We start from the raw sequence: 20,316 nt of genomic DNA, 5'->3' as shown, positions 1-20,316 counted from the left end.
CGCGGCTCAATGCCGGCCCCCTTCGAGGTAGGCGGCGCGCACTTCCGGATTGGTCAGAAGCTCCCTGCCCGTTCCCGTCATCGTCACCTTGCCGTTGACCATGACGTAGGCACGATGCGACAGGCGCAGTGCGGCGAACGCGTTCTGCTCCACCAGGAAGACGGTCAGGCCTTCTTCCTCGTTGAGCTTCTTGATCGCCTCGAAGATGCCCTTGACGATCAGCGGCGCGAGGCCAAGCGACGGCTCGTCGAGCAGCAGGAGCTTCGGCCGTGACATCAGGGCACGCCCGATCGACAGCATCTGCTGCTCGCCGCCGGACAGTGTCCCGCCGCGCTGGCTTTGCCGTTCCTTCAGGCGCGGGAACAGAGTGAAGATCTTCTCCACGTCCTCGTCGAAGTGCTTCATCTTGTCGAGGCCGGCACCCATCTGGAGGTTCTCGTAGACGGTCATGCGCGGGAAGATGCGGCGACCTTCCGGCGACTGGGCGATCCGGCGCCGCGCGATAAGGTGCGTCGGCTGCTGGGTGATGTCCTCGCCGTCGAAGATGATCGAGCCGTGGCGCGCCTGCGGGCTGCCGCAGATGGTCATCATCAGCGTCGACTTTCCGGCGCCATTGGCACCGATCAGGCTGACGATCTCGCCGCGGTTGACGTGCACGTCGACGCCGTCGAGCGCCCGGATATTGCCGTAGAACGTCTGCACGCCCTGGACTTTCAGGAGGGGTTCAACGGACATCAGATCCTCCCCTCGTCGAGTTGTTCCTCGATTTGTTCAACTTCGTCATCCTCGACGCCGAGATAGGCAGCGATCACCTTCGGGTCGTTCTTCACGTGGTCGGGCGTGCCGTCGGAAATCTTCTGGCCGTATTCCAGCACCACGACATGGTCGGAGATCTCCATCACCACCGACATGTCGTGCTCGATCAAGAGGATCGAGGCGCCATCGTCGCGGATGGAGTGCAGAAGCGTGTTCAGCGCAGCCGACTCGCGCGGATTGAGGCCGGCGGCCGGCTCGTCGAGGCACAGAAGCTCCGGCCCCGTGCACATCGCCCGGGCGATCTCGAGACGGCGCTGCCCACCATAGGGAAGGTCGCCCGCCGGATCGTCGGCCCGTTCCGTCAGATTGGCCTTGTCCAGCCAGTATTTTGCCTTGTCGATCGCGGCTGCCGATGCCTTCGTGTAGGCGGGCATGCCGAGAAGACCGAGGATCGTATAGCCGGAGGCCTTCATCAGCGCATTGTGCTGGGCGACCAGAAGGTTCTCCAGAACCGTCAGTCCCGAGAACAACCGGATGTTCTGGAAGGTCCGCGACACCTTGGCGATCTTGGTGATCTCGAAGTCGCGAAGCCGTTCCAGCAGATAGTGGTCGCCATCCCGTTGCTTCAGGGTGATCATGCCCATTGTCGGCTTGTAGAAGCCGGTGATGCAGTTGAAGACGGTCGTCTTGCCGGCACCGTTCGGGCCGATCAGCGCGGTGATGTTGCCGCGCCTGGCTTCGAAGGAGAAGTCGTCGATGGCCATCAGGCCGCCGAAGCGCATCGACAGGTGCTCGACCTTCAGGATCGTGTCGTTGTTGTTCATCGTATTCGTTCCGGGGGTCATCAGCCGTGGCCCTCCTTGGTAAAGCTGCCGGCGACGGCCTTACGCTCCTTGAGGAAGGCCGTGGGCTCACGCGAGCCCACGAAGCCGCGCGGCTTGAAGACCATGACGACGATCATCGCCAGGCCGAACAGCAGCATGCGGTAGAGCTCCGGCGTGAAGTCGGGGCCGAAGACATGCTTCAGGAATTCCATCTCGCGCAGCAGCTCGGTGCCGCCGACCATGACGATGGCGGCGATGGCAATCCCGGTCAGCGAGCCCATGCCGCCGAGGACGACGATCGCCAGGATGACGGCCGATTCCAGGAAGACGAAGCTTTCCGGAGAGACGAAACCCTGCCGGGTGGCGAAGAACGCGCCGGCAAAGCCGCCGATCATCGCGCCGATGGCAAAGGCCGTCAGCTTGGTGGTGACCGTATTGATGCCGAGCGAGCGGCAGGCGATTTCGTCTTCGCGCAGGGCTTCCCAGGCGCGGCCGATCGGCATGCGGCGAAGCTTGATCGTCACATAGGCCGTCAGCATGCAGAGCGCGAGGATCAGGTAGAACAGGAAGATCTTGTAGTAGGCCGAGGACATCGAGAGACCCCATGCCTTCGTGAAGTTGTTCGCGGCCCCCACGTCGAACGACCAGATGCCGAAGAAGGAAGCCTTGGGAATGCCCGAGATGCCGAAGGTGCCCTTCGTCACGGCGGTCCAGTTGATCAGCACGAGACGGATGATCTCGCCGAACGCCAGTGTGACGATCGCCAGATAATCGCCCCGCAGGCGCAGCACCGGAAAGCCGAGGATGACGCCCCAGAAGGCGGCCAGAATGCCCGACAGCGGCAAGAGGACCCAGAAGGACAGGCCGAACTGCTGGGACAGCAGCGCATAGGAATAGGCGCCGACGGCATAGAAGGCCACATAGCCGAGATCGAGGAGACCGGCGAGCCCGACGACGATGTTCAGCCCCCAGGCGAGCATGACGTAGATCAGGATCTGGATGCCGAAGTTGTCGACGTATTTCAGCGACCCCTGCGTTCCCGCCAGCATGACCGACAGCGGCGGGTAGATCAGAAGACCGATGAGGGCGATCTTCAGGAAATTCCGCTGAAAGAAGTTCTTCCCGTCGGAGACCTCCGGGATGCCGGCCTTGGCCTTGTCCCGCTTGCGCTTGTCCAGATGCGGCTTGATGAAGCCGACGACCAGGAAGCGGCTGACGGCCGCGATCACGACGAAGACCGCAAGCAGGCCCCAGCGCGTGCGCCAGACAAGGGCGTTGTTGATGTCCTGGTAGGTCTCGATGCCGACGTAAAGGATGAAGAGGCCGAAGGAGACGGCGGCCGCGACCAGGGCCTCCTTGGCAGCCTGAGCCATCAGGCTGTTGTTGTCAGACGACTGCGCCATGTCAGACTTTCTCCACTTCCGGACGGCCAAGGATGCCGGTCGGTTTGAAGATCAGCACGAAGGCGAGCAGCGCGAAGGTGGCCACATCCTTGTAGGCAATCGTGAAATAGGCCGACCAGAGCGACTCGATGAGGCCGATCAGCAGCCCGCCGAGAACCGCGCCCGGCAGCGAGCCGATGCCGCCGAGAACGGCTGCGGTGAACGCCTTGACGCCCGGAATGAAGCCGTCGTTGAACGTCGCGACGCCATAATACATCAGATACATCGTGCCGGCGACGGCAGCGAGTGCCGCGCCCATGATGAAGGTGATCGAGATCGTCCGGTCGACGTCGACGCCGAGCAGTGCCGCCATCTTGCGGTCCTGCTCGGTTGCGCGCTGGGCGCGTCCGAGCGGCGTCTTGTTGACGATGTACCAGAAGACCGTCAGCAGCACCGCGGTGACCGCGACGATGATGATCTGCTTCAAGGAGATGGTGATGTTGCCGAAGTGGTACACGTCCGTCACGAGCGACGGGATCGGCTTGTTGCGCGGACCCTGCGTCACCTGGATGAAGTTCGACAGCACGATCGACATGCCGATCGCGGTGATCAGCGGCGCCAGGCGGAACGACCCGCGCAGCGGCCGGTAGGCGACTCGCTCGATCGTCCAGTTCCACAGGCTCGTCATCAGCATCGCCGCAATCAGCATCACCAGCAGCGCCAGCGCCACGGGAATGCCTGCGAAGAACGATGTGAGAATGAGGAAGACGATCAGGGCCGCGAAGGCGCCGAGCATGAAAATGTCACCATGGGCAAAATTGATCATGCCGATGATGCCGTAGACCATCGTGTAGCCGATTGCGATAAGGCCGTAGATGGATCCAAGAGTCAGCCCGTTGGCGAGCTGCTGGACGAAGTACTCCATATAATTTCCCCCGGATGCGATCCCATCGGCCGCATCTCTTTTATTCTTGACCCTTGCGGGTCCCCAGACTTCAGGCGCATCCATTACCGTTTTTGGCATAAATGTGAAGACAAAAAGCCGGGAGCACGGCGAAAAGCATTCGGTTTTCAACAGTCTGCACACAGACGAAGCCGGAACGCCAAAAAATACGCAGGGCCCTGCCGAAATCCGCGCCTTTGTGGTTTGCCGACACATCGATCCGCCGCGCCAGGGTTGCGCCCACACCGCGACGGAAGAAGGAAAAGCGATGTGCGGCGCCTGCAGCTGCGCCCCTCACACGCGCCGGAACCGCACAGTCATATCAATCGAAACAACAGCTTACCCCGGTTCAGATTCACCTCCCGAAAATCCGCGCCTACTCTCTGGCAAACAGGAGAGAGATCATGGCCGACACCACCACGAAGCTGAACCTGCCCTTCATCCTTCCATCCCAGGCTCAGAAGCACGTCACCCACAACGAGGCCCTGCTGACGCTGGATGCGCTGGTACACCTTGCCATCCTCGCAGAGACATCCACCCCACCCGTCTCCCCGATGGAAGGCGTGGTCTTCCTGATCGGCACCGAACCATTCGGACCATGGGCAGGTCGCCGGGGACAGCTGGCGGCCTGGCAGGACGGAGCGTGGGCGTTCCTGCAACCACAGGACGGCTGGCGCGCCTGGTTCGCGTCTGATCTTTCTCTGAAGGTCTTCTCCGGTGGAGACTGGCGCAACGCTCTTCCCGCCGAGGCAGAATTTGCCCGTCTCGGGATCGCAGCCTCCGCCGATGAAACGAACAGGCTCGCCCTCTCCTCCCCTTCCAGTCTCTTCTCCCATGCCGGCGCTGGCCATCAGTTGAAGATCAACAAGGCGACCGGCGGAGACACCGCATCGCTGCTGTTCCAGTCCGGATGGACCGGCTACGCGGAACTCGGCCTGACGGGCGACAATGCGCTTTCGCTGAAGGTCAGCGACGGCAGCACCTGGAGGACCGGCCTCTCCCTCGATCCGGCCGGCCGGGTCCATCGACCAAACCAGCCCGTGGCACGGGCCTATCGAGCCGGAACGACGTTTGCACCGGCCGATAACACCCGGAGCGGATTCACAGGTTTCTCGCTGGTCCAGGGCGGCTTTCAGCTCGCGAGTGCAGTTCCCGGCGGCGGCAACGAGATCCTGGTGCCTGCGGCCGGCATCTACCTGATCTGCCTGCACGTGGCCGTCGCCACCTCCAGCGGACACACGACCGGCCTGCGCGTCAACGACACCTCGGATCTGCTAACGCTCCCCGGAAGCGCGGGCTTTCAATCGGCCAGCACGATGGCAGCCCTTGCGGCTGGCGACACCCTCACCCTTAGGCACGACGGAACGGCGCAGCTGCGCGCCGGACCCGACGGCACAACACTATCCTTGGCTCTACTTTAGAGGCGATTGAATTAATCGCCTCTGACATCTGCTTGTAGTTAACCAATGATTAACTTTGAGGATGACAGCCGGAAAATACTGTTCTATTGTTGAAATGGGTGTGGCGATGCGTACTTCCTGTCGGGGTGGCTCTGTGAGTATGTCGGATTTTCAAAAAAATACCGTCTATGCAGCTGCCGATGTCCTGTCGGCATCGCCTGCTCTGCAGACCTATGTCGATCACTATCCCTTCCAGTTGACCGGGCCAATTCGGGCCGAGCAGGCTGTCGCCAAGAGGGTGATCGACGTCGCCGTCTCCATCATGGCGCTTATTGCGCTCTTCCCGCTTTTATTGGCGGTGGCCATCATGATCCGGCTTGACAGCCCCGGCCCTGTCCTTTTCACCCAGGTCCGCTGGGGCAAGGACTGCCGCAAGATCAAGGTCTACAAATTCCGCTCGATGCGCATCGACAACTGCGACGTCACCGGCGTTCTGCAGACAAAGCTGAACGCCCCCCGGATCACGCGGATCGGTGCCATCATTCGGCGCACCAATATCGATGAACTGCCGCAGCTCCTGAATGTGCTCAAGGGCGACATGTCGCTTGTCGGGCCGCGTTGCCATGCGATCGGCATGCTGGCCGCGGGCATCCCCTACGAGGATCTGGTCCCTCACTATCACCGCCGCCACCTGGTGAAGCCCGGAATGACGGGCCTTGCGCAAATGCGCGGCCTTCGTGGTCCGACGGACAGAGCCGCCAAGGCCCGGGCGCGAATTGCCTGCGACCTCTACTACATCGACAATTTCAACCTCCGGCTCGACCTCAAGATCATGGTGCTGACCGTGTGGAACGAGTTGCGCGGCGGAAACGGTTTCTGAGAAAGCCCGGGTTTGCTGCCTTAATTGGCTGCCGCACCGCTGCATCTCCTCTTTTCCGGGCTTGTGGATGCCTTTGGAACAAATGCTTCGCCACATTTAGGTAAATGTTAAATCTGCGGCGCTAGCCTTCGCCTTGTGGTCTTGTGTTTGTGTAGAGAGTTCCATGACCGAAATGATACGGCCCCGAGTGAAATACGTCATCGGCCCCGATGGCAGTCCGTTGACGATAGCCGACCTTCCGCCGGCCAATACCCGCCGCTGGGTCATTCGCCGCAAGGCGGAAGTCGTCGCAGCCGTCCGGGGCGGCTTGCTGAGCCTGGAAGAAGCGTGCGAGCGCTATACGCTGACGGTGGAGGAATTCCTCTCCTGGCAGTCATCGATCAATGACCACGGCCTTGCCGGCCTGCGCACCACGCGTATCCAGCAGTATCGCCACTAGCGTTCCGCTGACAATCTAGTCCATGCCGCAAGGCGCCGCTCGGGAGACCACACCGCGGCGCCTTCTGGCATTGAGGCAACGGCTCCTGCACAGCCCCTGCCCCCGCCGGCCTTTAAGCCCTGCCGATCCCACCACATCCAGACTGCCAGACTTGCCATGGTTCCGCAGTGGCCGAAGATGTCCTATGCATGACATCTCGAGCGGCAACGGAGAGCGACATGGACATCAGCCACCAGGAATCAAAATCGGGCGGGCGCTATTCGGCCACGCTGGATGGACATGAGGCTGAGCTCACCTACTCGCGGACGTCACCGCGGCTGGTGATCGTCGACCATACCGGCGTTCCCGACGAGTTGCGCGGCCAGGGCGTCGGTCAGGCGCTCGCCGCCCATGCGGTCGAAGAGGCACGCCGGGGCGGATGGAAGATCATGCCGCTATGCCCATTCTTCAGGAGCCAGGCACTGCGGCACCCGGAATGGCAGGACGTCATCAGCGACTAGGCCGCCGCACAAATCTTGGGGTCAAACGCGAAGGGCCGCATGGCCAGTCGGCCTGCGGCATCTTTTCTTTTAAGGCGGCAGGGTGTCAGGCCCTGGCGCGCATGGCTCCGTCCCGCTCTTCCAGAGCCGCAGCCTTGGAAAACTCGGCCTGAGCCTCCTCGACGGCGAGTTCAGCGGTTTCCTGCTGAACGCGAAGATCGCGGATCGAGACCTGAAGATTGTCGGCCCGCTGGCGGGCCGCCTTGGCAAAGGTCGGATAGGCGAAGTGATTCGGATCGGTGATTCCCGATTTTTTCTCCTCGACGCCGATCTGATATTCGAGCTCCTTTGCCATGCGCTCGAATTCCGCCATCATCATCTGCAGCTGCTGCAGCTGGCGGCGTTTCTCATTAACCTGAAATTCCTTCAGGCGAACTAGGCTGTCACGCGACTTCATACGCAATACTCCGTGGGAAGCGGCACCTGTCCGCTGTAACCCGATTGTTACACTTCGGGCCAAAAAACCCGTACGCGTTAATGCAATTCCCCTCCGCGTTAACCTTTCGTTTACGGGCATCATTAACAATACGGGTGATCATTTAAGGGTCGGTAAATGCCAAGGCCTATTTGGCGCGACAATGTGAGAGTCGCATGAATCACTTAACGAGGTTTCCTCATGCGGTGGTTTAAGTCAGGCGATGGCCGATCCTCTTTGAAAATCAGACGGGTGTCTTCACATGCTTAATAATTACGATACCGCTTGCCTAAGTGAATCAGAATTTGTTAACCATTTGGTGGCAGCCTCCAAATCAGGCTCAGTCTGGATCCGTTACGCCTAGGGGCACGGACTACCTAGCGGCGGCAAAGGGGAAAATTATGCGGGTTCTACTCATCGAAGATGACAGCGCAACAGCGCAGAGCATCGAGCTGATGCTGAAGTCGGAGAGCTTCAACGTTTATACGACCGATCTCGGGGAAGAAGGCGTCGACCTCGGGAAGCTCTACGACTACGACATTATCCTTTTGGATCTCAACCTGCCCGACATGTCGGGTTACGAGGTTCTCCGGACACTGCGCCTGTCCAAGGTCAAGACCCCGATCCTGATCCTGTCGGGCATGGCCGGCATCGAGGACAAGGTTCGCGGCCTCGGCTTCGGCGCCGACGACTACATGACCAAGCCCTTCCACAAGGACGAACTGGTTGCTCGCATCCATGCGATCGTCCGGCGCTCCAAGGGCCACGCCCAGTCGATCATCATCACCGGTGAACTGATCGTCAATCTCGACGCCAAGACGGTCGAAGTCGGTGGCCAGCGCGTTCACCTGACGGGCAAGGAATACCAGATGCTCGAGCTGCTCTCGCTGCGCAAGGGCACGACGCTGACGAAGGAAATGTTCCTCAACCACCTCTACGGCGGGATGGACGAGCCTGAACTGAAGATCATCGACGTCTTCATCTGCAAGCTGCGCAAGAAGCTCGCCAATGCTGCCGGCGGCGCCAACTACATCGAAACCGTCTGGGGCCGCGGCTACGTGCTGCGCGAACCGGAAGGCGACCTGGCCGAAAGCGCATAACTTCAACACCCGCGCATTTCCCTCCTTGCAAACGCCCGCGTCCGACGCGGGCGTTTTGCGTTGCAGCAGGCATGCATGAACGTCCCGTGAGCCGGTCAGGTCAGCGACGACTGATTCGCTTTGGGAGAGATCGCCTTCAGGCCGGGGCGGCGACAAATGCGCCGAAGACGGCCGTCAGGATCTTGCGATCGAACGGCTTCAGCAGGAAGTCATTGGCACCGGCGCGCTTGCCGAGCATCATCTTCTTCAGATCGGCCTCGATGACGCAGTAGAAGATCCGCACGCCCTTGCCGTTCGGCAAGGCACGGACATTCTGGATCAGCCCGAGCGCGCCTTCCAGCCCCGCATCCACGATCAGGATGGCCGGCAGATCGGTCTCGCAGCGGCTCATGGCCTCGTCGGCGCTGGCGGCCTCGGCAACGAGAAAGCCGATCTCGGACAGGATGCGCTTTCCGACCTTGCGGACGACATCCGAACCGTCGGCAATCATCAGACGCTGCATAGCTCACTCCCTGCTCCAAGGCCTCCCCGTTCAGGAAAAGCCTCGGCAAGGATAGAGCCAAGTCAGCTAACGAATGGTTACGTCGGGAAAATGCTCAGGCAGCTGTGGTTTCGGCGGTGAAGACGATCTTGTCCTCGGACACGACGTACCGGAGCTCCATGCCGCATTCATCCGCCAGGAGCACCGTATAATAGGGCTGGATGGTATGGGCATCGATCGACTCATCCAGCGTTCCGGAGCAGATCTCCACGAACTTCGCCGGCACGCGCATCATCCGTCCCTTGATGGTGATCGTGAACTTCGCGTGGTGCTCCGGGTTCTCGAGCATGACGTCGACAGAGCCGCCGCGTGGAATGCCGCCATAGGCGACGAGGAAGAGGTTGAGGAGCAGCTTCACCCGATTCTTCGCGACGATCGCCCTCGGGCCGCTCCAGGTGACTTCCGTCTTCTTCTCGGCAGCCGCATAATCCTTCGCGGCCTTTTCGGCCTCGCCTGTGTCGATCGAGGCGCCGACCGATCCAGAGGCACCGAAAGCAAGCCGGGCAAACTTGAGGCGGACGGCAGCATTGAGCGCGGATGTCCGGATCAGGTCGAGGGCATCGGCGTCCGACGCGCCGGGACCGCCCTCATCCAGCAGTTCCAGGCCATTGTTGATCGCACCGACGGGAGAGATCACGTCATGGCAGACACGGCTGCACAGCAGAGCCGCAAGATCTGGCCCCTCAAGGGTGAGATTGGGGTTCTTGGCCATTCGGTTCTCCTGCTGCTGTCATGCCAGCATCTGTATGGTCTTAGCATTGTGCGAAGATGGTGCCGTTTCGTCGGTCATAAAGACACCATATTTGGTAAACCGATTGTTAAGGCGATCCCCGCAATATGTGAAGCTCACCCGCACCAAAGAACAAGACGGACCCGATTGATGCGCATGTACCAGACTTCTCCCCTCGCCCGCTTTGCCGCAATCGCCGTCGCGGTGCTGACGCTGGCAGGCTTCGGCTGGGGCAAGCCGGCACAGGCCCAGAACAGCGCCCAGTATACGGCGCAGGAAATCATAGATGCCGGTCACGGCTTCTTCGGCTCCACGAGCGGCGGCCTGGCCAAGGTGGTCGAAAAGGCCTTCGAGCAATACGGCCTGCCGAACGGCTATATCCTCGGCCAGGAAGGTTCCGGGGCCTTCATCGCCGGTCTGACCTACGGCGAAGGGGAGCTTTACACGAAGAACGCCGGCCAGCACCCGGTCTTCTGGCAGGGTCCATCGCTCGGCATCGACTACGGCGGCCAGGGCTCCCGCGCCATGATGCTCGTTTACGACCTGCCGGCCATTCCGAGCCTCTATGCCCGCTTCGGGGGCGTTTCAGGGTCTGCCTTCGTCGTCGCCGGCGTCGGGATGACCGTCATGCGCAACAACGACGTCATCCTTGTGCCGATCCGCACCGGCCTCGGCGCCCGTCTCGGCATCAACATCGGCTACCTGAAGCTGACCCCCACGCCGACCTGGAACCCTTTCTGAACTGTTGAATTATAGCCCCGGGGCATCAACAGGGGGTGGCATTGGCACGCTTGGCAGAACGGCATCATGGCATTGCTTGCCGCAGCCTACGGGTTGTGCTTAAACGTCGAACTGCCCCAGAACACGTCCAATCCGGCGAGATGGCCCTGTCGTGATCCAATTCGCTCTCCTTTTCGGCCTGGGCTTCCTGAGCGCCTCGCTACTGGTCATGTTGATCGCCCCCGCGATCCACGGCCGCATCGTCCGCTACACCGAAAAGCGCATTCAGGCCACTTTGCCGATCAGTCCGCAGGAGGTTCGCGCCCAGCGCGACATGGCGCGCGCCGTCTACGCCGCGGAAAATGCCCGCACCAAGCAGGAACTGGTACAGGAGCGTGACCAGACCGTCGGCCTGAAGCTGCGCTACGACAAGCTGGCCGAGGAAGCGCGGCGCCTGCAGTCGGACAATCATGACCTGCAGATGCAGATCAACGACATGGACGTCGAGGCGGCCGACCTCCGCTCCCGCCTGCGCCAGGAAGACAGCTATATCCAGCAGCTGAAGGCGGCAGTCGAAGCGGCCGAGGAAGCGGATGCCGCCAAGGGCGTCCAGATCGAGGACTTGCAGCGGCGGGTCGCCAAGCTCACGGCAGACGGCGACAATTTCCGGATCGACCTCTCCGCCCGCGATACCGAAATCGAAAACCTCAAGTTTCGCATTGCCGCACTTCGGGACGAACGCGAAGCCATCCGCAGCGACATCAAGCTGCAGACCTCGCGGGCCAAGGATGCCGAAAACAGGCTCGCACAGGAAGAACACCGGGCGCTGCGGCTTGAGGACAAGCTTTCGCGTGAAATCTCCGTGCGGACGGACAAGGAAAACGCGCTGGAGCGACGCCTTCAGGAAATCGCTCTCCTGAAGGACAAGCTGAAGGCGGCGAACGCCGAAGCACGCGATGCCGCACGCTCCGCAAGCAAGTCGGGCTCCAAGCAGCCAGCCGCCGGCAGCATGGCCACGCAGGCCACCACGGCCAGCGTGCCGCTTGCTCCCGTCGAAACGACCGGACCTGCCGACATCGCCGCGGTCATCGCCGCCTCTCCGGCGCTCTCCGAGCTGGCAGACAATGTCCACAATCGCGCATCAGCCCTCTCCGAGCGGCTTCTGAAGGCCAGGAGCGATGGCAATGATCCTGCCATCCGCGAGGAACTGGCGGCGATTGCCGCAGCCATGGTAACGCTCACGGCCCGGGCCGAAGGTCCCGCCTCGCCCATTCATGCCATGCTGGAGCCGGACGGCGCGGCCAAAGGCACCCGTAGAAGCCTCGCCGCGCGCACGCGCGCGGAACTTGAGGCCGCTCAGGAGCCGGCGGTCCCGTCCGTCTGAAGCCTCCCCTGGGCACTGGCCAGCAGATAGAGGGCGATACCGGTCGCCGTTGCCGCATTGAGGCTGTCGAGCCCCGGCGCCTGTGCGATTCGCGCCGTGTTGAACCGGTCGAGGATAGCGGCGGGAAGACCGCTTCCCTCCGTGCCGGTCACCAGCGCCATGCGCGGCGCAGCGCTTAGGCTGCCCATCTCGGTTTTCCCGGAGGGGGAAAGCGCCCAGACGTCGAAGCCGCGTTGAACGAGCGCCGCAAGATTGGCCTCGATGCTGCCGCCCCTGGCATAGGGCACCTTCAACACCGCACCCACCGAGACACGAAGCGCCTTGCGATAGAGGGGATCGCAGCAGGTCTCGTCCAGAAGCACGGCATCCGCGCCGAAGGCTGCGGCGTTGCGAAAGATCGAGCCGATATTGTCGTGGTTGGAGATGCCGGCGGCGCACACCACCAGCGCGGTGTCCGGCAAGGTCTCGAGCAGTTCCGCAGCGTCTGGCTGATGGCTCCGGTACCCGAGGGCGAGGACGCCGCGGTGCAGGTGAAAACCGGCGATCGCGTCGAGCACTGTCGAGCTGGCCACATAGACCGGCACATCCGCCGGAAAGGCGGCGAGCTCCGCCTGCAGGCCCGCCACCCGGTTCTCCAGCAGCAGGATCTTTTCCGCGACGAAGCCTCCGCCGCCCGCATGCGCGGCGGCAAGCATCCGCAGCACGACCGTCCCCTCGGCAATGAAGCGGTTCTGTCGTCCGGTCAGGTCCCGCTCGCGGATGGCATGGAATTCCAGGATGCGCGGATCATCGGGATCATCGATCCGGATGATCCGGGCTTCGCCGCCCGCCGCCATTCAGGGTGCGGTTCCGACCGCCACATCGGCGACGATACGACCGACCGACGCGTCAAACACCAGTGCCTTCTGCGCGCCGCCGATCGATCCGTAGAACAGGATCTGGCTGCCGGACAGTGACACGGACTGCACCTGGAACCCGGCCGGCAGGGTGACCGAGGACATCAGCGGCTGGTCGGCCGGAACAGAGAAGCCGCTCGCGGCGACCGGCGCGCTCGTCGGCGTCTGCGTCACCTTGTAGACAACCGCGGCGAGGACCGCCATAAAGCAGACAAACAAGATGCCGCCCGAAACGAGTTGCAGCAGCACCATCTTCCGGCGGACCCTTTCCATTGCCGGATCAAGCGGTTCTTCCTGTTCCACGGAATCAGGATTTGCCATTGCGAATGTCCTTGCTGCTGTCAGGTTGAATGAATGAACGATCCCTTTAAACAAGCCGAGGCGCCAAGGAAAGTGCTGGTGGCCGACGAAGACGCCGAAGGCCGGCTGGACGCATGGCTGACGGCAACGCTGGACGGCGAATTTTCGCGCAACCGCATCAAGGCGCTGATCGAACAGGGTGCCGTTCTGCTCAAGGGTGTCGTCTGCACCGAACCGAAGCGCAAGGTCGCACCCGGCGACCAGGTGGAGATCGTCCTCCCGGAGCCGGAAGATCCAGAACCGAAGGGCGAGGATATCCCGCTGGAGGTGCTCTACGAGGACCTGGACGTCATCGTCATTGCCAAGCCGGCAGGGCTCGTCGTCCATCCCGGCGCCGGAAACTGGACGGGTACCCTCGTCAACGCGCTGATCTACCATTGTGGCGACACCCTCTCGGGCATCGGCGGCGTGCGCCGGCCGGGGATCGTCCATCGCCTCGACAAGGACACCAGCGGCGTGCTCGTCGCCGCCAAGAACGATGCCGCCCATCGCCATCTCGCCGCGCAGTTTGCCGACCATGGCCGGACCGGACCGCTGGAGCGCGCCTATCAGGCCGTCGTCTGGAGCAGACCCAGGCAATTGCGCGGCACCATCGACGCCCCGCTCGGCCGCGCCGGCGACCGCATCAAGCGGGCAGTCAAGCGCGAGGGCAGCGACGACGCCCGCGAGGCGGTGACCCATTACGAAGTCATGGAGCGTTTTCACGAGAAGCCGGATGCAACGGCACTCGCCGCCCTGATCGAGTGCCGCCTGGAGACCGGGCGCACGCACCAGATCCGTGTCCACATGGCCCACATCGGCTGCCCGCTGGTCGGCGACCCGGACTATAGCGCCGGCTTCAGGACCAAGGTCAATCTGCTGCCGGAGCAGGCGAAGACCGTCGTCAGCGGCTTCCATCGCCAGGCCCTGCACGCCTTCCTTCTCGCTTTCGAGCATCCGCGGACCGGGGAGGTGATGGAGTTCAGGGCGCCAATGCCAAAGGATATGGAGGCTCTGGTCGCATCGCTGCGGCTATAGCGGCAGGCGACGCGGCGTCGGGATATCATTACGCAAATGTAATGCTATAACGCACAGGTGAACGCTGCGTTCACTTGAACCACTCTTATGCCGCACTTATCTGGTAGCTGGGTCGGTGCGGGGTCGAGATTGACCCGCGCCGTTTGGCTCGCCTCAGCGCTTGTCGCTCGTGAAGAGGGAGCCAGGAATATCGATCAGAAGGGGGTGCTTTCATGGCCCGCAATTCACTGCCGTCAATCACTGCCGGGGAAGCCGGTCTCAACCGCTACCTCGATGAAATCCGCAAGTTCCCGATGCTGGAGCCGCAGCAGGAATACATGCTTGCGAAGCGCTACGCCGAGCACGGCGACCGCGATGCCGCCCATCAGCTCGTAACCAGCCACCTGCGCCTGGTGGCAAAGATCGCCATGGGCTATCGCGGCTATGGCCTGCCGATCGGCGAAGTGGTCTCCGAAGGCAACGTCGGCCTGATGCAGGCGGTCAAGAAATTCGATCCGGAACGCGGCTTCCGCCTGGCGACCTATGCCATGTGGTGGATCAAGGCCTCGATCCAGGAATACATCCTGCGCTCGTGGTCGCTCGTGAAGATGGGCACCACCGCCAATCAGAAGCGGCTGTTCTTCAACCTGCGCCGCATGAAGGGCAAGATCCAGGCCATCGACGAGGGCGATCTGAAGCCCAACCAGGTGGCCGAGATCGCGACCAAGCTGAAGGTTTCGGAAGAAGAAGTGGTGTCGATGAACCGGCGCCTGTCCGGCGACGCCTCGCTCAACGCTCCGATCCGCGCCACCGAGGGCGAATCCGGCCAGTGGCAGGATTGGCTCGTGGACGATCACGAGAGCCAGGAAGACGTGCTCATCGAGCAGGACGAACTGGAAACCCGCCGGCGCATGCTGTCGAAGGCGATGAGCGTTCTGAACGATCGCGAACGGCGGATTTTCGAAGCCCGGCGCCTCGCGGACAATCCGATCACGCTCGAAGAGCTGTCCTCGGAGTTCGACATCAGCCGCGAACGTGTGCGCCAGATCGAGGTGAGAGCCTTCGAAAAGGTCCAGGATTCGGTGCAGAAGGAAGCGCTGGCGCAGGCGCAGGCCCTGCGCGTCGTCGACGCCTGAGCCCACCCAAACCCATACTAAAAAAGCCGGCGGATCACTCCGCCGGCTTTTTTGTTGCTTACTGACCGGTGTTTCCGGTCGTGCCGCTGGTTGCGTTGTTGCTCATTGCCTGCCACTCGCGGATGGCTTCGTTGAAGGCCTGGGTTCCGGCCTCCCCCTTCTGCAACGTCATGAGCGCACGACGTCCATTGCGGTAGGCAAGCGGGATGTCCATCCAGTTGCGGCTGCGCAGGAGCTCGAGGTTTGTCGCCCGTGCATCCGGAAAGTCGTTCAGCGCGATCATGTGGAAGTCGTCCGTGATCTTGGCCGGCACGGCAATCAGCGCGTCGCCGCGATCCTGCTCCGTCTGCTTCATGGCAATCCGCTGGACACTGTCGATCGCGCCACCCTCGAAACCGGGAGGAACGGCGAAGACGACTTCGACCAGATGGCTTGCCGGCAGCGAGCTGTCGGTGTTGCGCTTGAAGGTGATCAGCGCCGTCAGACCGCGACCGGGGATGTTGACCCGTCCCTGGACGACCGGTTCCTGCACGCCGTTGGCACCGGCCTCCTGCTGCAGCGACCAGGACACCGCCCCTTCGATGGCCGTGGGTGCCGTCTGCCCGACGCGCTCCTCGTAGAGGAACATCTTCTCACCCGCGAGGGCGGCTGCATCTGCGGGAGCCGCGGATGGCGTGGCCTCCCCTGCCGGAGCACTTGCCGCGACCTCGGCCGGCGTCGCCGGCGGGGCGTTGAGCTGCGCCACCGACTGGCCTGCGCCGGTACCGTCACCCGGACCAGGGCCCTCATCCACTTCCGTACCGTCGGTGAGGAGCCGCTGCGTGAACTTGGACGTGGCGGCGATGTCCTCGGCGGCAGGTGCCGCCGCATCCGGCGCGGCGGTCGCGGCTTCTTCGGTCGCAGGAGCTTCCGCCGCCTCGGGCGTCGGCTCGACAAGTCCCTCGATCGCGCCTTCGGTTGCGACCGGCGTCCCGCTCAAGCCGACCACTTCCGTCAGCGACTCGCGGTTCAGCCAGAGCGCATAACCTCCGGCAGCAATGATGATCACGCCGATCAGCGCCAGGATCGGTCCGGCATAATTGCGCTTCTTGGGCGCAACGCGGTAGGGCCGCGGCGGCGGCACCATGTCGGCGTCGGCATTCGCCTCCATGTCCGTCGGCGGGCCACCGGCACCCGCTGCAGGCATGGCATTCTGGTTGTAACCGATCAGTTCCTCAAGGTCGTTCCAGGGGTCGCTGGCGTCCTTCGGCGCTGAAGCTGCCGGCTGCTGCGTGCGCAGCGCATCCTCGAATGCGTCATGCCCGCCGGCGCCTGCTGCTGCAAGCGGCGGTGCGAAGGCGGGAAAATCATCCGTGGACGGCATGCGAACGGAGGAAGCGCCGACATGCGTCTCGTCGCTGAAATGTGCCTCGAAGGGTTCGGAAGCCACAGGCGCAGCGGATGCATCCGCAGCGTGAGGCGCTGCAGCCGTCAGGTCTGGCACATCCTGCCAGGCGGCTTCGGTCTGCTTGGGAGCCTCAGGTGGCTGATGGGCTTCCGGCCAAAGCCAGCCGTCCTCGGCCGGCGCAGCGGCAGGTGCCGGCTCGCCCTGCCAGGCAAAATCAGAATGCTCCGCCTCCGCAGGGGTGGGTTCCGGCGAAGCATAGGGATCGGGCTCGACGGCCGGTCCGGCGTCGGCATGCAGATCGTCGGCGTCCGGATGCTGTTCCGGTGCCGGCCACATGCCGATAGGCTCCGGGGCGACCTCACTTGCGCGGGTCTCTTCACCGGACCAATGATCCGTCTGGCGCTCGACCGAATGGTCTGCGACGTCCGGCGCATGGCTTTCCGCTTCCTCGCGGGGCGGCCAGCTCTCGTCGGGCATGCCGACCGGCGCGGAATACTCCTGATGAACGGGCTCCTGATAGGCAGGCTCCTCGTTGACAGGCTCATCACGGTAGGCAGGCGCCTCATACGGCGGCTCCGAGGCAGGCTCGACGTGGGCCTCCTCTTCCGGAGACGCAGCTTGCGACGGCTCTGGGGGAGCGCTGTAGCCGTCCTCCTCCGGAGCGCGGACAACCTCCTCCTGCTGCGGCCACTGGGCGGCAACGGACGTCTCCGGCTCGGGATCGCGAGCGGAATCGGCCGTTGCAACGTCCTCAGGCTCGGGCCGCGTATCAGCGTCGGGCACAAACAGCGGTGCAGCCGCGACCGGTTCCTCCGCCGGCAACGCTTCCGCGTGCTCCGCCTCGACCGAAACGATCGCCGACTCGAGCTTCTCCATCTGTCGATGGATCATCGTTTCCGGCGGTACCGGCTTCATGTTCTCGAGCTGCCGCCGAACGGCGCCACGCGCCTTGTCGTACACCTTTTCGCGCATCTCTGGCGTATTTTTCGCCAGACCGTCGACGGCGCGGCGGATCACCGCAACAAAATCTGCCATCAGTACTTTCTCATGGTCATTGGGTCGTCCATCGATTGATAATTAATCAATGATGAACATTAGTCCTCAAACGGGTCAGTCACAAGTATCGTGTCCTCCCGCTCCGGGCTGGTGGAAAGTAGGGCGACCGGCGCGCCGATCAACTCCTCGACCTGACGAACATACTTGATCGCCTGTGCCGGCAGATCGGCCCACTTGCGGGCGCCGACGGTCGATTCCTTCCACCCTTCCAGGGTGATATAGACCGGCTCGACGCGCGCCTGGGCCGCCTGGCTCGCCGGCAGGTGATCGATTTCCTGACCGTCCAGCTTGTAGCCGACGCAGATCTTCAGCTCGTCCAGCCCGTCGAGCACGTCGAGCTTGGTCAGCGCGATGCCGGTGATGCCGTTGGTCGCCACCGACTGGCGAACGAGGGCGGCGTCGAACCAGCCGCAGCGGCGCTTGCGGCCCGTGACGGTGCCGAACTCATGGCCCTTCTCGCCGAGAAACTGGCCGATCTCGTCGTTGAGCTCGGTCGGGAACGGACCTTCGCCGACGCGGGTCGTATAGGCCTTGGTGATGCCGAGGATATAACCCAGCGCGCCCGGTCCCATGCCCGAACCGGCAGCGGCCTGGCCGGCGACGGTGTTGGACGAGGTGACGAACGGATAGGTGCCGTGATCGATGTCGAGAAGCGAACCCTGCGCGCCTTCGAACAGGATGCGCGCACCCTTGCGGCGCTGCTTGTCGAGCAGCAGCCAGACCGTCTCGCGGAACGGCAGGATGCGCTCTGCAACCGACGTCAGCTCTTCCATGATCGTTTCATGGGAGACTTCCGGTGCACCGAGACCGCGGCGGATGGCATTGTGATGGGTGAGGATGCGGTCGACCTTGCCGCCCAGCGTGTCGAGATCGGCGAGATCCATCACGCGAATCGCACGGCGGCCGACCTTGTCCTCATAGGCAGGTCCGATACCGCGGCGGGTGGTGCCGATCTTCGTGCCGCTGTTGGAAGCTGCGTCTTCGCGCATTCCGTCCAGCTCGCGGTGCAGCGACAGGATCAGGGTGGCGTTGTCGGCGACGCGCAGGTTTTCCGGCGTGATCGACACGCCCTGCTTCGCCAGCTTCTCGATTTCCGCGATCAGCGCGTGCGGATCGACGACAACGCCATTGCCGATGACGGCCATCTTGCCGGGACGCACGACGCCCGACGGCAGCAGCGACAGCTTGTAGCTGACGCCATCGATGACGAGCGTATGGCCGGCATTGTGCCCACCCTGGAACCGGACGACAATGTCGGCGCGCTCGGAAAGCCAGTCAACAATCTTGCCCTTGCCCTCGTCGCCCCACTGGGAACCGACCACCACGACGTTCGTCATATTTTGCTTTCCTATTCCGCACAGGCTGTTGCGCCCACTCAAACCGGCGCATCTATAAAACCATGACGCGCGGAAAGCGAACCGTTTGTCGCGAAAAAAGCGGTTTTTGCGTGACAAGCGCCGAACCACCGGTTTATCAGCGCTTGGTCCGACCAGATTCCTTCCTTTTCTCCAGTGGAGATCCCCTTGCACAAAAAGGCCTATCTGTGTCTCGTCATCGCCACGCTGTGCTGGGGTGGCAATGCGGTGGCAGGCAAGCTTGCCGTCGGCCATGTCAGCCCGATGATGCTGACGTTCTGGCGCTGGACCTTCGCAGTCGCCATCATCTTCGCGATCTCGGTGCCGCAATTGATCCGCGACTGGCCGATCGTGCGAAAGCGCCTGCCGATCCTGATTCTCTATGGCGTCGTCGGCTATACGACCTTCAACGCGACGCTCTATACGGCGCTGAAATACACGACGGCGATCAACGTCGCCATCGAGCAGGCCGGCATCCCGATGCTCATCTTCATCATCAACTTCATCCTGTTTCGGATGCGGGTGTCGCTCGCCCAGATTTTCGGCTTCTCCCTGACCCTGCTGGGCGTGGCGCTGACGGCGGCCCATGGCGACCTCGGCACGCTTCTGGAGCTGACGGTGAATTTCGGAGACGCGCTGATGCTGATCGCGGTGGTGGCCTATGCCGTCTACACCGTTTCGCTGCGCTGGAAGCCGATCGTCGACTGGCGCACGCTGATGGCGATCCCCGCTCTCTTCGCACTGCTGACGACAGTGCCGCTGGTCCTTTGGGAACAGGCGAGCGACCAGGCCATCTGGCCCGATACGCGGGGCTGGGTCATTGTCCTCTACACCGCGCTCTTCGCCTCGCTCGTGTCGCAGGTCCTGTACATCAAGGGCGTCGAGGGGATCGGTCCGAACCGGGCCAGCCTGTTCATCAACCTGATCCCGGTCTTCGGCACGCTTCTATCGGTGGCCATCATCGGCGAGGACCTGCAGCTGTTCCACATCGCGGCACTGGTGCTGGCGCTGGGCGGTATCGCCATTGCGGAACGCGGAAAGCCCGCCTCACCCTGAGACGGGCTTTCCGATAGAAAT

21 protein-coding genes are annotated in these 20,316 nt (G+C 62.8%); 10 read left to right on the top strand and 11 right to left on the bottom strand.

Annotated elements, in window-relative coordinates; genetic code table 11:
- Positions 1-6: 6 nt before the first annotated feature.
- From EO99_RS0101375 to EO99_RS0101360, 4 genes are read right to left on the bottom strand one after another with little or no spacing between them, the layout of a single operon-like run.
- Positions 7-735, bottom strand: coding sequence for an ABC transporter ATP-binding protein (locus EO99_RS0101375; protein ID WP_029616854.1), 729 nt, complete (start codon positions 733-735; stop codon positions 7-9).
- Positions 735-1,601, bottom strand: coding sequence for an ABC transporter ATP-binding protein (locus tag EO99_RS0101370; RefSeq protein WP_029616853.1), 867 nt, complete (start codon positions 1,599-1,601; stop codon positions 735-737). The genes EO99_RS0101375 and EO99_RS0101370 overlap by 1 nt, the downstream gene beginning before the upstream one ends.
- On the bottom strand, positions 1,601-2,983 hold the full coding sequence (gene livM, locus EO99_RS0101365) for a high-affinity branched-chain amino acid ABC transporter permease LivM (protein WP_029616852.1): 1,383 nt from the start codon (positions 2,981-2,983) through the stop codon (positions 1,601-1,603). Before livM ends, EO99_RS0101370 begins: the two co-directional genes overlap by 1 nt.
- 1 nt (position 2,984) lies before the next feature.
- The gene (locus tag EO99_RS0101360; protein WP_029616851.1) at positions 2,985-3,887 is read right to left on the bottom strand and encodes a branched-chain amino acid ABC transporter permease; all 903 of its coding nucleotides are present in this window, start codon (positions 3,885-3,887) and stop codon (positions 2,985-2,987) included.
- Between the two features lie 422 nt (positions 3,888-4,309).
- Between EO99_RS0101360 and EO99_RS0101355 the strand changes: the two genes are divergently transcribed.
- From EO99_RS0101355 to EO99_RS0101340, 4 genes are all read left to right on the top strand, one after another.
- Positions 4,310-5,326 carry a DUF2793 domain-containing protein gene (locus tag EO99_RS0101355; protein WP_029616850.1) on the top strand — a complete coding sequence of 339 codons (1,017 nt, stop codon included), beginning with the start codon at positions 4,310-4,312 and terminating at the stop codon, positions 5,324-5,326.
- Between the two features lie 139 nt (positions 5,327-5,465).
- Positions 5,466-6,185 carry a sugar transferase gene (locus tag EO99_RS0101350; protein ID WP_081851949.1) on the top strand — a complete coding sequence of 240 codons (720 nt, stop codon included), beginning with the start codon at positions 5,466-5,468 and terminating at the stop codon, positions 6,183-6,185.
- Positions 6,186-6,348: 163 nt separating this feature from the next.
- Positions 6,349-6,624, top strand: a complete 276-nt coding sequence (gene sciP, locus EO99_RS0101345) for a CtrA inhibitor SciP (protein ID WP_018327815.1) — start codon at positions 6,349-6,351, stop codon at positions 6,622-6,624.
- A gap of 218 nt (positions 6,625-6,842) precedes the next feature.
- Positions 6,843-7,124 carry a GNAT family N-acetyltransferase gene (locus tag EO99_RS0101340; protein WP_029616848.1) on the top strand — a complete coding sequence of 94 codons (282 nt, stop codon included), beginning with the start codon at positions 6,843-6,845 and terminating at the stop codon, positions 7,122-7,124.
- A gap of 85 nt (positions 7,125-7,209) precedes the next feature.
- Here the strand turns inward: EO99_RS0101340 and EO99_RS0101335 are convergent, their stop codons facing one another.
- Positions 7,210-7,560, bottom strand: a complete 351-nt coding sequence (locus tag EO99_RS0101335; protein WP_029616847.1) for a hypothetical protein — start codon at positions 7,558-7,560, stop codon at positions 7,210-7,212.
- Positions 7,561-7,979: 419 nt separating this feature from the next.
- Here EO99_RS0101335 and ctrA point away from each other — a divergent pair, with 419 nt between their 5' ends.
- Entirely contained in the window at positions 7,980-8,678 is a 699-nt protein-coding gene (ctrA, locus tag EO99_RS0101330) for a response regulator transcription factor CtrA (protein WP_029616846.1), read from the top strand.
- Positions 8,679-8,814: 136 nt separating this feature from the next.
- Here ctrA and EO99_RS0101325 read toward each other — a convergent pair whose 3' ends face one another.
- Both EO99_RS0101325 and chpT read right to left on the bottom strand, forming a co-directional pair.
- Complete coding sequence (locus EO99_RS0101325; RefSeq protein WP_029616845.1) at positions 8,815-9,180, bottom strand: response regulator; 366 nt, start codon at positions 9,178-9,180, stop codon at positions 8,815-8,817.
- Positions 9,181-9,274: 94 nt separating this feature from the next.
- Complete coding sequence (gene chpT / locus EO99_RS0101320; protein ID WP_029616844.1) at positions 9,275-9,931, bottom strand: histidine phosphotransferase ChpT; 657 nt, start codon at positions 9,929-9,931, stop codon at positions 9,275-9,277.
- Positions 9,932-10,099: 168 nt separating this feature from the next.
- Here chpT and EO99_RS0101315 point away from each other — a divergent pair, with 168 nt between their 5' ends.
- Together EO99_RS0101315 and EO99_RS0101310 are read left to right on the top strand one after the other, a co-directional pair.
- On the top strand, positions 10,100-10,690 hold the full coding sequence (locus EO99_RS0101315) for a DUF1134 domain-containing protein (RefSeq protein ID WP_029616843.1): 591 nt from the start codon (positions 10,100-10,102) through the stop codon (positions 10,688-10,690).
- 151 nt (positions 10,691-10,841) lie between these two features.
- Positions 10,842-12,053 (top strand): coiled-coil domain-containing protein, encoded by a 1,212-nt coding sequence (locus EO99_RS0101310; protein WP_051679638.1) that lies wholly within the window; start codon positions 10,842-10,844, stop codon positions 12,051-12,053.
- Here the strand turns inward: EO99_RS0101310 and EO99_RS0101305 are convergent.
- Together EO99_RS0101305 and EO99_RS0101300 are read right to left on the bottom strand one after the other, a co-directional pair.
- The gene (locus EO99_RS0101305; RefSeq protein ID WP_029616841.1) at positions 12,026-12,889 is read right to left on the bottom strand and encodes a TrmH family RNA methyltransferase; all 864 of its coding nucleotides are present in this window, start codon (positions 12,887-12,889) and stop codon (positions 12,026-12,028) included. The two genes, EO99_RS0101310 and EO99_RS0101305, sit on opposite strands and share 28 nt — an antisense overlap.
- Entirely contained in the window at positions 12,890-13,270 is a 381-nt protein-coding gene (locus EO99_RS0101300) for a hypothetical protein (RefSeq protein ID WP_029616840.1), read from the bottom strand.
- Positions 13,271-13,303: 33 nt separating this feature from the next.
- Between EO99_RS0101300 and EO99_RS0101295 the strand changes: the two genes are divergently transcribed.
- Complete coding sequence (locus EO99_RS0101295; RefSeq protein ID WP_029616839.1) at positions 13,304-14,326, top strand: RluA family pseudouridine synthase; 1,023 nt, start codon at positions 13,304-13,306, stop codon at positions 14,324-14,326.
- 212 nt (positions 14,327-14,538) lie between these two features.
- Positions 14,539-15,441: an RNA polymerase sigma factor RpoH gene (rpoH, locus tag EO99_RS0101290; RefSeq protein ID WP_029616838.1), complete on the top strand. Its 903-nt coding sequence runs from the start codon at positions 14,539-14,541 to the stop codon at positions 15,439-15,441.
- A gap of 58 nt (positions 15,442-15,499) precedes the next feature.
- Here rpoH and EO99_RS0101285 read toward each other — a convergent pair whose 3' ends face one another.
- Positions 15,500-17,863 (bottom strand): hypothetical protein, encoded by a 2,364-nt coding sequence (locus EO99_RS0101285; protein ID WP_029616837.1) that lies wholly within the window; start codon positions 17,861-17,863, stop codon positions 15,500-15,502.
- A 59-nt stretch (positions 17,864-17,922) separates the two neighbouring features.
- The gene (locus EO99_RS0101280; protein ID WP_029616836.1) at positions 17,923-19,221 is read right to left on the bottom strand and encodes an adenylosuccinate synthase; all 1,299 of its coding nucleotides are present in this window, start codon (positions 19,219-19,221) and stop codon (positions 17,923-17,925) included.
- Positions 19,222-19,407: 186 nt separating this feature from the next.
- Here EO99_RS0101280 and EO99_RS0101275 point away from each other — a divergent pair, with 186 nt between their 5' ends.
- A complete protein-coding gene (locus EO99_RS0101275; protein WP_029616835.1) occupies positions 19,408-20,295 on the top strand; it encodes a DMT family transporter in 888 nt (295 codons plus the stop codon).
- Positions 20,296-20,316 lie beyond the last annotated feature (21 nt).

Origin of the sequence: Pseudorhizobium marinum, assembly GCF_000705355.1 — a bacterium.
GTDB lineage: Bacteria > Pseudomonadota > Alphaproteobacteria > Rhizobiales > Rhizobiaceae > Neorhizobium > Neorhizobium pelagicum.
This window is presented reverse-complemented; position numbering and strand designations above follow the sequence as displayed.

Bases quoted from the DNA above. Each gene is read 5' to 3' on its own strand.
- EO99_RS0101280 (WP_029616836.1), bottom strand. From the start codon at position 19,221: ATGACGAACGTCGTGGTGGTCGGTTCCCAGTGGGGCGACGAGGGCAAG.
- rpoH (WP_029616838.1), top strand. From the start codon at position 14,539: ATGGCCCGCAATTCACTGCCGTCAATCACTGCCGGGGAAGCCGGTCTC.
- EO99_RS0101305 (WP_029616841.1), bottom strand. From the start codon at position 12,889: ATGGCGGCGGGCGGCGAAGCCCGGATCATCCGGATCGATGATCCCGAT.
- EO99_RS0101360 (WP_029616851.1), bottom strand. From the start codon at position 3,887: ATGGAGTACTTCGTCCAGCAGCTCGCCAACGGGCTGACTCTTGGATCC.
- sciP (WP_018327815.1), top strand. From the start codon at position 6,349: ATGACCGAAATGATACGGCCCCGAGTGAAATACGTCATCGGCCCCGAT.
- EO99_RS0101295 (WP_029616839.1), top strand. From the start codon at position 13,304: ATGAACGATCCCTTTAAACAAGCCGAGGCGCCAAGGAAAGTGCTGGTG.
- EO99_RS0101340 (WP_029616848.1), top strand. From the start codon at position 6,843: ATGGACATCAGCCACCAGGAATCAAAATCGGGCGGGCGCTATTCGGCC.
- EO99_RS0101300 (WP_029616840.1), bottom strand. From the start codon at position 13,270: ATGGCAAATCCTGATTCCGTGGAACAGGAAGAACCGCTTGATCCGGCA.
- EO99_RS0101325 (WP_029616845.1), bottom strand. From the start codon at position 9,180: ATGCAGCGTCTGATGATTGCCGACGGTTCGGATGTCGTCCGCAAGGTC.
- EO99_RS0101355 (WP_029616850.1), top strand. From the start codon at position 4,310: ATGGCCGACACCACCACGAAGCTGAACCTGCCCTTCATCCTTCCATCC.
- livM (WP_029616852.1), bottom strand. From the start codon at position 2,983: ATGGCGCAGTCGTCTGACAACAACAGCCTGATGGCTCAGGCTGCCAAG.
- EO99_RS0101350 (WP_081851949.1), top strand. From the start codon at position 5,466: ATGTCGGATTTTCAAAAAAATACCGTCTATGCAGCTGCCGATGTCCTG.
- ctrA (WP_029616846.1), top strand. From the start codon at position 7,980: ATGCGGGTTCTACTCATCGAAGATGACAGCGCAACAGCGCAGAGCATC.
- chpT (WP_029616844.1), bottom strand. From the start codon at position 9,931: ATGGCCAAGAACCCCAATCTCACCCTTGAGGGGCCAGATCTTGCGGCT.
- EO99_RS0101315 (WP_029616843.1), top strand. From the start codon at position 10,100: ATGCGCATGTACCAGACTTCTCCCCTCGCCCGCTTTGCCGCAATCGCC.
- EO99_RS0101375 (WP_029616854.1), bottom strand. From the start codon at position 735: ATGTCCGTTGAACCCCTCCTGAAAGTCCAGGGCGTGCAGACGTTCTAC.
- EO99_RS0101335 (WP_029616847.1), bottom strand. From the start codon at position 7,560: ATGAAGTCGCGTGACAGCCTAGTTCGCCTGAAGGAATTTCAGGTTAAT.
- EO99_RS0101285 (WP_029616837.1), bottom strand. From the start codon at position 17,863: ATGGCAGATTTTGTTGCGGTGATCCGCCGCGCCGTCGACGGTCTGGCG.
- EO99_RS0101370 (WP_029616853.1), bottom strand. From the start codon at position 1,601: ATGACCCCCGGAACGAATACGATGAACAACAACGACACGATCCTGAAG.